The organism is Nostoc sp. CMAA1605, assembly GCF_021596505.1.
Taxonomy (GTDB): Bacteria; Cyanobacteriota; Cyanobacteriia; order Cyanobacteriales; family Nostocaceae; genus Trichormus.
Genome location: NZ_PJIZ01000110.1, coordinates 1 through 16043, shown reverse-complemented (window position 1 = coordinate 16043; position 16043 = coordinate 1). Strand labels below are relative to the sequence as shown.

The 16043-nt window shown below is 43.0% G+C and carries 8 protein-coding genes and 1 pseudogene; 8 read left to right on the top strand and 1 reads right to left on the bottom strand.

What is annotated here, in order from left to right:
* Positions 1 to 58: 58 nt before the first annotated feature.
* The 4 genes from CV014_RS25700 to CV014_RS25685 all read left to right on the top strand — a co-directional run bounded on the left by CV014_RS25700 (position 59) and on the right by CV014_RS25685 (position 7868).
* Complete coding sequence (locus tag CV014_RS25700) at positions 59 to 3310, top strand: type 2 lanthipeptide synthetase LanM family protein (RefSeq protein WP_236144608.1); 3252 nt, start codon at positions 59 to 61, stop codon at positions 3308 to 3310.
* A gap of 38 nt (positions 3311 to 3348) precedes the next feature.
* On the top strand, positions 3349 to 5565 hold the full coding sequence (locus CV014_RS25695) for a peptidase domain-containing ABC transporter (protein WP_236144607.1): 2217 nt from the start codon (positions 3349 to 3351) through the stop codon (positions 5563 to 5565).
* Positions 5566 to 5585: 20 nt separating this feature from the next.
* Entirely contained in the window at positions 5586 to 7049 is a 1464-nt protein-coding gene (locus CV014_RS25690; RefSeq protein ID WP_236144606.1) for an HlyD family secretion protein, read from the top strand.
* 612 nt (positions 7050 to 7661) lie between these two features.
* Complete coding sequence (locus CV014_RS25685) at positions 7662 to 7868, top strand: hypothetical protein (RefSeq protein WP_236144605.1); 207 nt, start codon at positions 7662 to 7664, stop codon at positions 7866 to 7868.
* 23 nt (positions 7869 to 7891) lie between these two features.
* Here the strand turns inward: CV014_RS25685 and CV014_RS25680 are convergent, their stop codons facing one another.
* Positions 7892 to 8035 carry a hypothetical protein gene (locus CV014_RS25680; protein WP_236144604.1) on the bottom strand — a complete coding sequence of 48 codons (144 nt, stop codon included), beginning with the start codon at positions 8033 to 8035 and terminating at the stop codon, positions 7892 to 7894.
* On the opposite strand from CV014_RS25680, the gene CV014_RS25675 reads away from it, so the two are divergent.
* The 4 genes and pseudogenes from CV014_RS25675 to CV014_RS25660 all read left to right on the top strand — a co-directional run bounded on the left by CV014_RS25675 (position 7974) and on the right by CV014_RS25660 (position 15475).
* Positions 7974 to 11411, top strand: a complete 3438-nt coding sequence (locus CV014_RS25675) for a two-partner secretion domain-containing protein (protein ID WP_329608448.1) — start codon at positions 7974 to 7976, stop codon at positions 11409 to 11411. The genes CV014_RS25680 and CV014_RS25675 overlap by 62 nt on opposite strands.
* 110 nt (positions 11412 to 11521) lie before the next feature.
* Positions 11522 to 12201 (top strand): annotated as a pseudogene (locus CV014_RS25670) (DUF4351 domain-containing protein).
* A gap of 76 nt (positions 12202 to 12277) precedes the next feature.
* Entirely contained in the window at positions 12278 to 14629 is a 2352-nt protein-coding gene (locus CV014_RS25665; RefSeq protein WP_236144602.1) for a CHASE2 domain-containing protein, read from the top strand.
* Between the two features lie 27 nt (positions 14630 to 14656).
* Complete coding sequence (locus CV014_RS25660; RefSeq protein WP_236144601.1) at positions 14657 to 15475, top strand: DUF928 domain-containing protein; 819 nt, start codon at positions 14657 to 14659, stop codon at positions 15473 to 15475.
* The last annotated feature ends 568 nt before the right edge of the window (positions 15476 to 16043 follow it).

Genomic DNA, 16043 nt, shown 5'->3' with positions numbered 1-16043 from the left:
TGAGCCTTTCTGGTTCACCTTTCCCAGCTTTTTTGAATGTGATTTCGGAATAAAAACTATGCTTAATCAAAATTCTGTTATTAATAAACAATGGCTGCAATCTCTGACATTAGCTGAACGTATTGCCTTACTAAATATACTTAATTCCTCTAAATCTCAACAGCAAATCAATGCCAAAACAGCACAACAAAGAATGCAACGCTGGCGGGAACAAAACTCATTTATGAGTGATGCTGATTGGGAGGAGCGTTTAAAATTAGATGGTGTAACTGAGGAAGAATTCCTGTACATTTTGGGTACGCCAATGGAGGTTATGGGCGATCGCGTTTCTCCTCCAGCATGGGTGTCAGAAATAGAACAAGCCTTTAAGAAAGCAGCTAACTCTTATACTCATATATTTCTGCCTCCAGATATGCTCAAAGAAGAAACAACTGGTTTTTTATATGTCGTTGAACCACTTATTCAGCAAGGCTTTGAGCAACTAAATAAGGAGATGCAAAAACTCATTCAGCATCAATCAGAGTTACCATTTGACGCTGAAAGTGTGATGGATATCTTCCTGGGCAATTTACTAAGACAATTGTTGCCCATGTTACATCGAACGATGGTTTTAGAAATCAATGTGGCGCGATTGCAAGGTTTGTTAAATGGGGATACGCCTGGAGAAAGATTTCAAAACTTCATTGCCAATTTACGACAGCCTTCTCAAGCTTTGGCTTTGTTGCAAGAATATCCAGTTCTCGCGCACCAAATCAAAATTTGTATTGACCACTGGATGCAGTTCAGTTTAGAGTTTCTGCGCCATCTGTGTGCTGATTGGACTGATATCTGCAAGCTGTTTAGCCCTGAAAATCAGCTAGGAGTGCTGGTAGATTTAGACGGTGGTGCAGGTGATACTCATCATGGTGGACGTTCTGTTCTGATTGCTAAATTTAGCTCTGGGTTGCAGATTGTTTATAAACCGAGAAGCCTAGCTGTTGATGTGCATTTCCAAGAACTACTGACTTGGTTAAATAAGCGGGGTACTCATCCGCCATTTTACACCTTAAAGATTTTAGAACGGGGTACTTATGGTTGGGTAGAGTTCATTACTGCTGCTGAATGTCAGACAACAGAAGAGATTCAACGTTTTTATCAACGTCAGGGTGGTTACTTAGCGTTACTATACGCCTTGCAAGCAACTGATTTTCACAGTGAGAACTTAATCGCCGCAGGTGAGCATCCTATTTTGATTGACTTGGAAGCTTTGTTTCATCCTCACTTTGAGCGAGTGGAACTTGTCAAATCAGACTTACTGGCTTACAAAAAAATAGCTTTCTCCGTATTGAGTATTGGATTATTGCCACAGAAAATTTATGGCAATGATGACTATGAAGGCCTTGACTTGAGTGGTTTGGGGTCTGCACAAGGTCAGCTTACACCTTATCGGGTTCTTTATTCGGAAGGACAGGGAACTGATGAAGTATCTCTGAAGCGCAAACGCATAGAAATGCCAGGAAACCAAAATCGACCAACTTGCAACGGACAGGAAATTAGTGTATTAGATTATACTGATTCTCTAATTACAGGATTTACTAATCTTTATTGGTTGCTGTTTAAACATCGAGACGAGTTACTGGCGGAAAATGGAATTTTAGCTGGCTTTGGGGAATATTATGTACGGGCGATTATTCGTTCTACTTATATCTACAGCTTACTCTTAACTGAAGGCTTTCATCCCGACGTTTTACGGAATGCTTTAGACCGCGATCGCCTGTTTGATAAGCTATGGCTAGGAGTTGCACAAGAACCTCATTTAACTCAAGTCATGGCTGCTGAACGCCAAGATTTATGGCAAGGTGACGTTCCCCTATTCACTACTCGCCCCAATTCACGGGATTTGTGGACTAGTTCTGGTGAGAGAATTGTTGACTTTTTTGCTGAATCAAGTATGGCTTTAGTCCAGCGTCGTTTTCAGCAACTTGGGGAAGCTGATTTGACGCAACAACTGTGGTTTATTCGTGCTTCTTTGACAACCTTGGTTAAGGTAGGGGAGCAAAAACAGCAAACCAGTTACTCTGTAATTCCTGTAGATGATCAAGTTAGTCGTGAACAATTACTAAAAGCAGCACAAGCAGTTGGCGATCGCTTAGAGACGTTAGCATTGTCTAGTGAACAGGATGCTACTTGGATTGGTTTACAGCTGACTCCTCAAGAAACATGGTTGCTCACCGGACTAGACATTGATTTGTATAATGGATTACCAGGAGTAGCATTATTTCTGGCTTATCTAGGTTCTATCACGGATGAGGAACGCTATAGCAATTTAGCGAAATCTGCATTAAATACCATTCTCCGACAAATAGATGCTAGACAATCTGATGTCAAATCTATTGGGATGTTTGACGCTTGGGGAGGAATTATTTATACTTTATCCCATTTAAGTAAACTATGGCATCAACCTACACTGCTAACAGAAGCCGAAAAGATTGTCCAACTTCTCCCCGATCTCATTGCCAAAGATGAACAACTGGATATTATTAGCGGTGCGGCTGGGTGTCTTGCTAGTTTAATTACCCTGTATCATTGTGTGCCAAGCGATCGCACCCTGGCGACAGCAATGCAATGTGGCGATCGTCTCATCGCCTGCGCTCAACCGATGCAGCATGGTATCGCTTGGAGTACGAATATATCAGATACAGCACCGTTAGCAGGGTTTTCTCATGGTGTAGCGGGTATAGCTTGGGCGTTGTTAGAGTTGGCATCATTGACTGGTGAACAGCGTTTTAAAACCACTGCCTTAGCTGCTATTGAATACGAGCGTAGCCTGTTTGTTCCTGAAGTTAGTAACTGGCTAGATTTACGCAATTTTACTGCTCACGTTCTCGAAAAAAATCACCTCCAACATACCTGCATGACGGCATGGTGTCACGGTGCGCCAGGAATTGGACTAGCTCGCTTACGTTCCCTTTCACACCTTGATAATCAGCAAATCCGTTCCGAAATTAACACAGCTTTGAAAACCACTTTAGTCAATGGATTTGGTCACAACCATTCCCTTTGTCATGGAGATTTAGGCAACCTAGAATTGCTGTTGCAAGCTAGTTTAACTCTTGATGATCCGCAGTGGAAAACTGAAGTTGATCGCTCTGCTGCGGCCATTCTTGCAGGTATCAATCAACACGGTTGGCTCTGTGGTGTTCCCTTGAGAGTGGAAACACCAGGATTAATGACTGGACTAGCGGGGATTGGTTATGAATTACTACGCCTTGCAGCACCAGAGATTGTTCCCTCAGTCTTGGGGCTAGAACCGCCCAAGCTTAATACTTAGTGATCGGCGTTTATCAGCGTACATCGGCGGTTTAATTCATGAAATACCATCTAATTCAACAACATAGCGAAGAAGACTGCGGTGCTGCCAGTCTAGCAACAGTGGCTAAACATTATAGTAAAACTTTTAGTATTACTCGCTGCCGGGAAGCTGTCGGTACAGGACAGCAAGGAAGCACCCTCTTAGGATTGAAACAAGGCGCAGAAGCCCTTGGTTTTAATGCACGAGCAGTAAAAGTAAGTCTGGAGACTTTCAACGAAAAAACTATTCCCTTACCAGCAATTATTCATTGGAAAGGTTATCACTGGGTAGTTTTATATGGCAAACAGGGCAATAAATACGTCATTGCTGATCCAGGTGCAGGTATCCGTTATCTGGAAAAAAAATGGCTTTTAGAAGCCTGGACAAACGGAGTCATGCTCCTATTAGAACCCGATCCAGTCCGCTTTTTTACTCAGGAAGATGAACAAGAAAAAATTGGCGGTTTTGGTCGCTTTCTGCGGCGTATTGCCCCTTATCGTGGTGTTTTGGCTCAAACCTTGTTGCTCAACTCGGTTTTAGGTTTACTTTCCCTCGCTTCTCCCTTCCTGTTACAAATTCTCACCGATGATGTGCTAGTGCGGGGAGATAGTCAACTTCTGACTAGTGTGGCTATAGCGGTAATTGCTATGCACCTCATCAGCAGTAGTCTACGGTTAGCCCAATCAAATCTCGTCGCCCACTTTTCACAACGTTTGCAATTAGGATTAATTTTTGAATTTGGCAGGCAGATTTTACGCTTACCTTTAAGTTATTATGAATCGCGGCGCAGTGGGGAAATTGTCAGTCGCCTGGAAGATATTCAACAAATTAATCAATTAATTTCTCAGATTGTTGTAAGTCTGCCCAGCCAATTTTTTATCGCCTTAGTATCTTTAGGTTTCATGCTGTTTTACAGTATCAAACTTACAATATTAGCTGGTGCGATCGCTCTCTTGATGACCCTATCTACAATAGTTTTCTTACCCACCTTACAGCAAAAAATTCGCAGTGTTTTAGTGTTATCCGCCGAGAACCAAGGTGTTTTAGTGGAAACTTTCAAAGGTGCAATTACCTTAAAAACCACTGCTGCTGCTCCCCAATTCTGGGAAGAGTTTCAATGGCGTTTTAGTAATTTGGCTAACTTTACCTTCCGTACTATTCAAATTGGTATTGTTAACGGTGTCTTCTCAAATTTAGTATCTAACATTGGTAGCATCGCTTTAATTTGGTTTGGCAGCACCTTAGTTATTCGCCAGGAATTATCGATTGGGATGCTCCTGGCATTTAATAGCATGAATGGTAACTTTAGCAGCTTTATTCAAACTACTATCGATTTTGTTGATGAATTTACCCGTGCTAAAACAGCTACCCAACGTCTCACCGAAGTCATTGACGCTACCCCAGAAATTTTAGATCACAGTCAAAAGCCTTGGGTAAAAATTCAGAGCAACGCAGATATTACCTGTACTAACCTGAACTTTCATCATCCAGGCAGAGTTGAACTACTGGAAGATTTCTCGCTGACGATTCCTGGGGGTCAGGTAATTGCGCTGATTGGTAAATCTGGCTGTGGTAAAAGTACCCTAGCTAAATTGATTGCAGGTTTATATCAACTCCAGTCTGGTAATATTCGCTTTGGTATTTATAATTTAGAAGATATTTCTTTAGACTGTTTCCGCCAACAAGTGGTGCTAGTACCGCAAGATGCACACTTTTGGAGTCGGTCAATTATTGAAAACTTCCGTTTAGGTGCGCCTGATATTAGCTTTGAGCAGATTGTCCAAGCTTGTCAGATTGCTGGGGCTGATGAGTTTATTAGCAATCTCCCCGACAAATATCAAACTGTATTAGGCGAATTTGGGGCGAATCTTTCAGGGGGACAACGGCAAAGATTAGCCATTGCTAGAGCCATTGTGAATAACCCGCCAGTGCTGATTTTAGATGAATCTACTGGCGCACTCGACCCCGTGAGTGAAGCTGAAGTATTAAACCGATTGCTAACTCATCGCCAAGGGCAAACCACTATTTTAATTAGCCACCGTCCCAAAGTGATTCAGCAAGCTGATTGGATTGTGATGCTGGAACAAGGACGATTAAAAATTCAAGGTTCTCCAGAGGTTCTAAGTGGTCAAGCTGGTGAGCATTCAGATTTTCTGGATGGTGTAGATTTATCCTTCAGTAAAAATTCTTGCCACTGTCAACCCAATGGAAGTTTCTCAAGTAGCATTCGCTAATCTTTACTCAGCAAAAGGTCATGGTTAATCACATTAACACCGACTCTCTACCTTTAATTAAAAGCAATGAATTTCTCCCGCCGATTAGTAATTGGATTAAAATCGGTAGTTTATTACTCGTTGGCGGTGTGGGGGGAGCGATCGCCTTATCTTCTATTATTGAATACAGAGTCACAGTTCCAGGACAAGCAACTATCCGCCCTACAGGAGAATTGCGCCTCGTGCAAGCGGCGATGGCTGGTCAAGTCACCAAGGTTTTGGTCAAAGAAAATCAGGTAGTAAAAAAGGGAGATGTGCTAGCTACCATTGATGATTCCCGCCTGCAAACTCAAAAAAATCAACTGCAAAGCAACATCCAGCAAGCACAACTGCAACTACTGCAAATTGATGCTCAAATTACAGCCTTGAATCGACAAATGCAAGCGGAAAGCGATCGCCAAAATCGGGTGGTGAGTTCAGCCAAAGCTGCATTCCATCGCGCCCAACGCAATTATCGAGATCAGCAAATTACGGCTCAAACGGAAGTAGAAGCAGCCCAGGCGAACTTAAATAGAGCGCGCAACGAATGGTATAAAGCGCAGGTAGAATTGCGTTCTGCCCATGCTAACTTGCAGTCAACCAAAGCCGCGATGAACGCAGCTAAAGCCAAACGCGATCGCTATCAGCAAGTAGTCCAAGCTGGTGCTTTATCTTTGAATCAGTTGGAAGAAGTACAGTTAGATGTAGCTCAACAACAGCAAGCTGTGGAAGTGCGACAAGCCACCATTGAGGCGCAACAGCAAATCATCGCCCAACAACAACAAGCTGTAACCGCCGAACAAGCCAAACTGCGCCGCGCTCAAACTGCGCTGAATCCTAGTGATTCCGAAGTAGCGATCGCTCAACAAACTATTGCCCAAGAAATGGCTAGTGGTCAAGCCACACTCGCCACCCTCAAGCGAGAATGGGAAGGTTTGTTTCAGCAACGATTACAAATTAAAAATCAACTCCAGCGTGACACCAGCGAACTCCAACAAGTAGAAAAGGATCTCAGTCAGACTCAAATTACAGTCACCGAAGACGGGATTCTCTCCCAATTAAACTTGCGAAACCCTGGACAATCAGTCAGTCAAGGTGAGGAAATTGCTCAAATTGTCCCTAGTCATGCGCCCTTAGTCATCAAAGCTACAGTTTCCCCTGATGATGTCAGTAAGTTGGCACCAAGTCAAGAAGTACAGATGCGGGTTTCAGCTTGTCCCTATCCTGATTACGGCACTCTCAAAGGTGTTGTCAGTCAAATTTCTCAAGATACAATTAAATCCACCCAAGGTAGTGCGAGTGAGGTTTACGAAGTCACGATACTTCCAGAAAACTTATCATTTGGTACAAGTAATCATCAATGTACTATTCAGCCAGGAATGCAGGGACGAGCTGATATTATTTCTCGCAAAGAAACCGTCTTGAAATTCTTGCTTAGAAAAGTCAGGTTAATTGCTGACTTGTAATCAGTAATTCCAAATTCCAAATGAAAAGTCCAATATCTATCAGCAGGCTACACATGGTATGCAAATTAAATTTTGAACAGTTTATAGGACTCATATTTGATTTGTGCGAAGCTAGGTACACTTTTATTCCTTCTTCCCCGTTCCCCGTTCCTCCGCAGTCGCTCCACTTGGAGAGAAGTTAGAGTGGAGGAAACCTCTGCTCTGAACTTCGGAGGAGACTCCAAGACCGCGCTGCTCTCTGTTCCCTTACTAAGCAAATGATTTCAGGCATCAAAGCATATTCCTAGATGTTGACTGGAGATGATTCAGTGATCAAGTCCTATCAATGAATTTCCTTGCTGTTAATATAAATCAAATAATCATCTCTATAACTCATATTGAATTTTTGAAAAAGCCGAACTCCTATTAAAAATGATGATTTCCATCTCCATAATTCCTACACCGTAACTAATTCAAAGGTGATTTTTTGTAAATAAAATTTAAACTTCCGTAAGAGTTTAAACTTAGGCTAAATAATTGAATACAAGCATTTTAACTAAATTATGCAATCTTATAGATTGTTACAAGAGTCTGATTATTTTGTAAGGTACTGAAGAAACAAAAAAGGTAAAGATGAAAGACAAACAAAAAAACTTGCAGCATATCGATTGGTTGATTGAACTTACTCCCAGTGAGCAAGAACAAATCAATGGAGGTAGCCTGACTTCAACTCAAGACACTGATCCTAATGGTCGGCCAGCGATCGCGCCTACACCTTTGCCACCACCACCACAACCAGAAGGGGATTTGTATCCAAAATTACCAGGTTTGAAATCATAACCTCTTGATTTCAACTTCCCCATCTATAGTTCGTACAAAACTAAGGTTCTAATATTGTTGAGGATGGTAATCATGAGTCTTAGCTGTTCATCTAGGTGCTGGCTAGTGAGAATTACCAGTTTCATAGCCATATGTGCAGCATACATTGCATCAGGAGACTTTGCCACAGCTCAGATTACCCCTGATTCCTTCTTAGGTGCAGAAAGTTCTATGCTGACTCCAAATGTTAGTATAGGCGGTCTTCCTGCTGTTCAAGTAGATGGCGGAGCTATAAGAGGTACAAGCATATTTCACAGTTTTCAAGAATTCAATGTTGCAGATGGACAGCGAGTCTTTTTCACTAATCCTGGGGGAATTGAAAACATTTTCAGCCGAGTCACTGGAACTAATCCATCAACAATTTTGGGGACGCTTGGTGTTAACGGTGGAGCCAATCTATTTTTACTAAATCCCAATGGCATTATTTTTGGGACTAATGCGAGGCTTGACCTCCGTGGTTCGTTTTTAGCTAGTACAGCCCAGAGCATCAAATTTAATAATGGTATAGAATTTAGCACTACTAACCCCTCTGCTCCTCCTTTTCTAACGCTCAATGTCCCCATTGGCTTGCAATACGGACAAAATCCAGGGAGAATTCTCGTCCAGGGGCAAGGTAATGAATTGAGAGTTAATCAGGAGACTGGTGAGGTACTTGAGTTCAATCGCTCCGGTGGTCTGGAGGTTGACCCCGGTCAAACTTTGGCTCTGGCTGGTGGTGAAGTCGTACTGGAAGGCGGAAGTTTGAGTGCTAAATCAGGGCGAGTTGCAGTTTGGAGCGTTCAAGGAGAGGGTTTAGTAGGCCTTACCCCAACCACCCCAGGCTGGGAATTGAGTAATCAGGGTGTGCAGAACTTCCAAGACATCCTCCTCTCCCAAACTGCTGCTATTGACACCAGTGGTGTTGGAGGTGGCAATATTCAAATGCAGGGACGGCGAGTGGCACTACAAGATGGTTCATTGATTTTGTCCCTGACCCGTGGTGACGGAAGTGGAGGAACTATCAGCATCAGAGCTTCTGAATCTATCGAAGCCAGTGGCACCGCCCCCAATGACGAGGCTAGCCTCTTTTTAACTGAAACAACAAGTATTGGCAAAGCAGGTGATATAGAAATTAACACCAAAAAGTTGATCCTCCAAAATGGGGCGCAAGTATCATCTAGCACTTTTAACCAAGGCAGTGGCGGAAAGATTATTGTCAACGCCTCAGAGTTAGTCGAAGTCACAGGAATCGCTGCCAATGGAAATTTTACCAGTGGCTTATTTTCTGCTGCCAATAATACTGGAGATGGCGGCAGAGTGGAGATAACAACTAAACGAGTGATACTCCAATCTGGGGGACAGGTAAGTGCCTCAACTTATAGTCAGGGGCGTGGAGGCAATTTACTGGTTAACGCTTCAGAGTCAGTGGAAGCTATTGGTACTGCACCAATAGCTTCTAGCGGCTTATTTGCACTTGCTGACCGTGAGAGTACAGGTGAAAGTGGCACAGTAGAGATTAATACAGGAAAACTGATACTCCTGGATGGCGGACAGGTAAATGCCACAGCTTTTGGTCAAGGTAACGGGGGTGATGTACTCGTCAATGCTAGAGAGTCCGTGAAAGTGATTGGCTTTGCTCAAAATGGCAGGTTTATCAGCAGCTTGGCAGCAGACACTCAAGATATTGGCCACGGTGGCAGAGTAGTGATCGATACAAGAAAGCTGATAATTCAGAATGGCGGACAAGTAAGTGCCACCACATTGAATCAGGGTCGTGGAGGCAATATACTCGTCAATGCCAGGGAATCAGTAGAAGTTATTGGCATTGGTATTGCTCAAAATGCCAGTTTTGCCAGCAGCTTGGCAGCACGGACTCAAGGTACCGGCGACGGAGGCAGAGTGGAGATTAATACAGGGAAGTTGATACTCCAGGATGGTGGACAGGTAAGTTCCAGAACTACCAATGCGGGTAGGGGGGGTGAGGTGCTTGTAAATGCAAGGGAGTCAGTAGAAGTTATTGGTCGAAATGGTAGTTTTATCAGCAGTTTGACAGCACAGACTCAGGGGACTGGCAACGGTGGTACTGTCACAGTGAACACAGGCAGCCTAATTCTACTAGATGGGGCAAGGGTAACTGCCACAACTTTTAATCGGGGTAGGGGAGGCAATATACTCGTCAATGCCTCAGAGGTATTGGCAGTGGGTTTTGGCAGTGGGTTGAGAGTGCAGACCCAAGGTTCTGGAGACGGCGGTACTTTGACCGTCAATACAGGAAGGTTTCTTGCTAGCAAAGGCGCACAAACTTTAGCTGCTGTTTTCCCGAACAGTACAGGCAAGGGGGGAAACATTAACATCCAGGCTTCCGAGATCCAATTAACTGGCACCTCTGATAATGGTGAACCCACCATTGTGTTTGCAATCACTAACGGTCGGGGCGACGCAGGCGAAATCACAATTGACACTGCTCAACTAATCGTCCAAAACGGAGCGCAAATAGGGGTTGGGACTTTTAGTAGCGGTAAAGGTGGAAATCTGTTGATCAAAGCTTCTGATTCCATTGAACTAACTGGTACAGTTCCACAAATTCCCAATCGGACGTTTTTTAGAGATCAGTCCGGTCAGCAGTTTCCTAGTGGTTTGTTTACTGCCTCTCAAGGTATCGGCACGGCGGGAAACTTGAGGATTGAAACCGATAAGTTAACACTGCGAGATCAAGCCACAATTGGTGTGAACAATCAGGGATTAGGAGATGCAGGCAATTTAGAACTGGCAGCTCGTAACCTGTTGCTAGATAATCAAGCAGTTCTCTCAGCCACAACTACATCAGGTCAGGGCGGAAATATGACGCTCCAAATCGACGAAATCTTACTATTACGCCGCAACAGTCAAATCTCCACTACCGCAGGCATCAATCAGGCTGGTGGAGATGGTGGTAACATCTTGATTGATAGTGGCTTTATAGTTGCCGTCCCTGATGAAAATAGCGATATCACTGCTAATGCTTTTCAAGGGCGGGGTGGCAATATTAATATTAATGCTCGGAGCATTTTTAATTTAGAACAACGCCCATCAACACCACCAAATAATACTAACGACATCGATGCTAGTTCCCAGTTTGGCTTAACAGGGACAGTCACAATTAATACACCTGAGATAGATCCAAGTCGGGGTTTGGTACAGTTACCTAGTAATCTTACGGATGCGTCAAAGCAAATTGTTTCTAGTTGTAACCCAGGTAATCCTGCCAGACGTAGTTCCTTTACTGTCACAGGTAGGGGAGGAATTCCCCGCAGTCCAATAGAACCATTTCAAGGTGAAGTATCTACAGCACGATGGATAACCTTAGATTCTCCCAACGTTGGTCAAAATACTCATGTCAGTTATGAAAGTCTGCCATCTTCTCCAGCGAATATAGTTGAGGCGCAAGGCTGGATTGTCGATCAAGATGGTAATGTATCTTTAGTAGCTCAAGTACCAAATACTACCCCTCGTGGTTTGTCTATATCCAGTGGTGCTTGCTCCTAAGAAATATAGGTGACAGCTGACAGTGAAGAAGAAACAAGAGCTTTTCTTTCATTCGTGGCGAGTGGTAACGCCGCTAGTGCGGTTGCTCCTAAGTCAAATCTAAATTATTTATGCGTCGAGACTCAATTTTTTACAAACTATTTCAACAATCTCCAACTTTATTATTTGAATTATTGACAAATCCCCCAGAAAATGCGGATGCCTATAGATTTGATTCGGTAGCAGTCAACAAGAGGAAAGGGGGCAGGGGGCAGGGGGCAGGGGTGAGAACCCCATACATAAATGTAGGGGCTTGACATAAGGATGCAGTATTTCTTCTTTTTTCATAAATAAATTTAGGGGCTTGTATCCCTTTTGGCAGGGGAATTTACTCATCTCCCCCCCTCTCCCTGCTCCCTGCCCGCCTGCCTCTTCTAGTCAGGAAGTCTCATCACCTACGAGTCGCGCCATAATAGAAATGATCACAACAATCATGGTGTACAAGTTTGAGCAATTAAGTAGATTGGAGGTAGAAACAATGCTGGGGATAACACTCAAGGAAACACGCGTTTACCGAGAAATTAAAGAAGAAGGGCGTGAGGAAGGACGTGAGGAAGGACGTGAGGAAGGACGTGAGGAGGCAACAGTTAATATAATTATGCGACTGCTAACGAAGCGATTTGGTGAAATTTCTCCAGAAACGCGATCGCTAATTTCTAGTTTACCTTTGCCTGTCCTCGAAGATTTGACCGAAGCACTGTTAGATTTTACTAGTCTTGCTGATTTGCAATCTTGGTTAGCAGCACGTTGACGACTGATTGAGTGCATATTGTAGTGTAACCTTTCGTACTAAAGTAAGTTACATTGCCATATCTGGGGTACTGACGTTGGGTAAGTTAGTCGTTTTAAAGTTAGGCACAGGCAATTTTGAGGCGGGATTTCCTGTCACATTGCAAATTAGTGATGAAGATTTCCGCCCAATTTTAGAAATTACTGCGGAACTCCCACCGAACCCAGAAATTCCCCTCTGTTACCATCAATGGCAGTCTATTTATCGTCAACTGAAATTTGCTGGTCGTCCTATCGGTATTCCTAAGCAATCAAAACAAAACCCTTCTAGGGAAGATTGCCAAAAAGCGGCAGATAATTTGAAATTTCAGTTAAATATTTGGCTATCATCCCCTATTTTTCGCCCGATTCGGGAAAAATGGCTGGAAAGACTCCTACCGGAAGACCATATCCGTGTACTGCTACAAACCAATGATTTGAGATTGCAAAAACTGCCTTGGCATTTGTGGGAGGTTTTAGAACGCTATCCCAAAGCCGAAGTTGCGTTGAGTGCGCCTAGTTATGAACAAGTCAACCGCAACTCACAGCCTCAGTCACAGGTGAAAGTTTTAGCAATTTTGGGCAATAGTCAAGGAATTGATATCCAAACAGATAGTCAAATCTTAGCAGCATTACCTCACGCCAATACTACTTTCCTAGTCGAACCATCCAGCAAAGACCTGACTGACCAGCTATGGGAACAAGACTGGCAGATTTTGTTTTTCGCGGGACATAGTGCTACTGATGGCAGTAGTCATGAAGGAAAAATTTATCTTAATCAAACAGAAAGCCTGACAATTAGTCAATTAAAGTATGGGTTGCGAAAAGCCGTAGAAAAAGGTTTGCATTTGGCAATTTTTAACTCCTGTGATGGTTTGGGTTTGGCGCGGGAGTTTGCAGATTTGCATATACCCCAAATCATCGTTATGCGAGAACCCGTCCCTGATAGGGTGGCGCAACAATTTCTCAAGTATTTTTTAGAAGCTTTTGCTCGCGGTGAATCTTTATACATAGCAGTTAGAGAAGCACGGGAACGTTTGCAAGGGTTAGAGACGCAATTTCCCTGTGCGACTTGGTTGCCTGTAATTTATCAAAATCCGGCAACTACACCTTTGCTGTGGCGAGAATTACACCTCAACCACAATAGTCAGCAAATCACACCCGTACCTGAAACCCCAACGAAGAGAGGTATTAAGCTTGGGACAGCTTTATCTGGGGTGATGCTGACAAGTATAGTTACCACAGCATTGTTAATGGGTGTACGGTATTTTGGTTTCCTGCAATCATGGGAGTTAATGGCCTTTGACTATATGCTGCGTTTGCGTCCCCAGGAACAACCAGATTCTCGAATACTGATAATTGAAGTTACAGAAGAAGATGTGCCAACCCAATCTGCAAATCGGCGTGGGTCTTTGTCAGATGAGGCTTTAGATAAATTGTTGGAAAAATTAGAGACGTATAAACCACGAGTAATTGGTTTGGATATATACCGAGATTACGCTGTAGAGCCAGGTTATCCCAAGTTGGCGGCACGGATGAAAAATGGCGATCGCTTTGTGGCAGTATGTCAAGTGAGTAATTCCCAAACTAGCAAACCAGGGATTAAACCACCGCCAGAAGTTCCTCCTCATGCTCTCGGTTTTAGTGATACCGCTATTGATCCCGATAATGTGGTGCGTCGTCATCTGTTGGCGTTAGCTCCTCCTCCCTCATCTCCCTGTACTGCACCTTATGCTTTAAATGTGCAGTTGGTTTTACGCTATTTATATCAGGAAGGCATTCAGTTAAAATTCACTCCTGATGGAGCATGGCAATTAGGCCATCTCACATTTTCACCCATCGCAACCCATACCGGAGGCTACCAAGGTATTGACGCTTTAGGACACCAAATTTTACTTAATTATCGCTCCTTTCCCGACTTAGAAGCGATCGCTCCCCGCATCACCTTACAACAAGTATTAACTGGTAAACTCCCACCTGATGCAGTTCAAGACAAAATAGTTTTAATTGGTACAACCGCCGAAAGTTTTCGAGATTATTCACTTACGCCCTACTCTTCCTCAAAAGGTGAGTCACAGCAAATAGCCGGAGTTTCTTTACAAGCACAGATGATAAGTCAATTGTTGAGTGCGGCTTTAGATGGACGGCCTCTTTTGTGGACTTGGAATATTTGGGGTGAAGTGATTTGGGTTTGGGGTTGGGCGATAATTGGCGGTTTACTTGCTGCATATCTGCGACAACCTACTTATTTAGGTTGGGCAGTTGGGGGAATGTTTCTGAGTTTATACGGTTTTTGCCTGATATTATTAATACTATATAGTTGTTGGATTCCTTTTGTACCTGCGGCGATCGCTTTAGGAACTACTGCTGTCATGCTCATCACAGTAATTAAGCCTATCCAAGAAGCATAAACATATATTTTTACTTAACTACAAATTATGAAAATCCTGCAATTAACCATAGCCTTGGGAATATGCTTTACAAGCAATATATCCTATCCTTTAAAACTTCAGGCTTTACCAGTTAATCATCATCTAGCATCCTTAAAATTTGTTCCACCACCACCACCACCAAACCGGGGTGCAACAGGTTCGAGAAGCGGTGCTGCTAGTCGTGGATGCACTGCAAATAGTCAAACCATAACGGCCTTAGTTCCCACCTATCAAACAACTCTTAACTCAGGTGAGCAAACAATTATTCCCATCACTCAAGTTTGGGGTTTAACAAACGCGGAATATCCTCAATTCTTCTTTTTTATTCCCTACAATGTCTCGTCTATGAAAAACATTGATTTTGTTTTACAAGAACAAACCAATAACAAAAATAAAACTTTATATCGGACTAATTTGACAATTCCAAAATCCCCAGGAATTATTAAGGTTAATCTACCTTCTACCGTCACATCATTACAGATGGGAACGATGTATCACTGGTTTTTAAAAGTCAGGTTACAATGCGACCAGCAACAACCTTTGAAACTAGACTATACAGAAGGTTGGATACAAAGAATTAACCAAAATTCCACACTTAACGCACAACTCAAACAAGCACAACCCCAACAACAGGTCACACTTTACGCCGAAAATGGTGTTTGGTACGATGCCATCATGAATTTAGCAGAATTACGCCTGAAATATCCTCAAAATCAGGATTTATTGACACAATGGACAACTTTACTGTCTTCAGTTGGCTTGGGAGAAATAAGCACTCAACCACTAATTGATTGTTGCCAACCCCAGTTAAATGACGTTCAGTAGACTGTAAAGTTTGGCGATCGCGCTCTCAAGAATACCTGCGCCAGTGGATTTTTGCGAAAGTCTGTGCTTTTAGATATCTTTGCTATGATTCTGGTCTGTCTGGTCGTAGGTGTAGACGCTCGTCTCTACTAATATCTTCACTATTGGTATCGATGGTCTGGTTTTTTCTGGTGCTTCGACGCAGGTAATCATTCCGTGTAGAACATCTTTTCAGAAATATATTAGACTTTCGTCTAATATTAACTAAACGCGTTTTAGCATTATTTTAAGCGTATATAGGACTCATATTTGATTCCTAAAAGAAAATCAGTACATTTTTATTCCTACTTACCCTTTTCCCTGTTCCCTTCCTACGTAAGTAATTTCAACATTCCAGTCGGATTCCTATATACCTGGGCTGAAGTGTCTATGTACTTTAAGCAACAGAAGTCATTGAGGAAAACGGCGGTTGGTTCCACAGCTACCAATATGTCTGCACCTCAAGCATTTAAGGTGTAATCTGCGTATGTTGATAAGCTAATTGTCATTTATTTTTCCAAATGATTCGCTTGTAGTCAGGGCTGAAGCC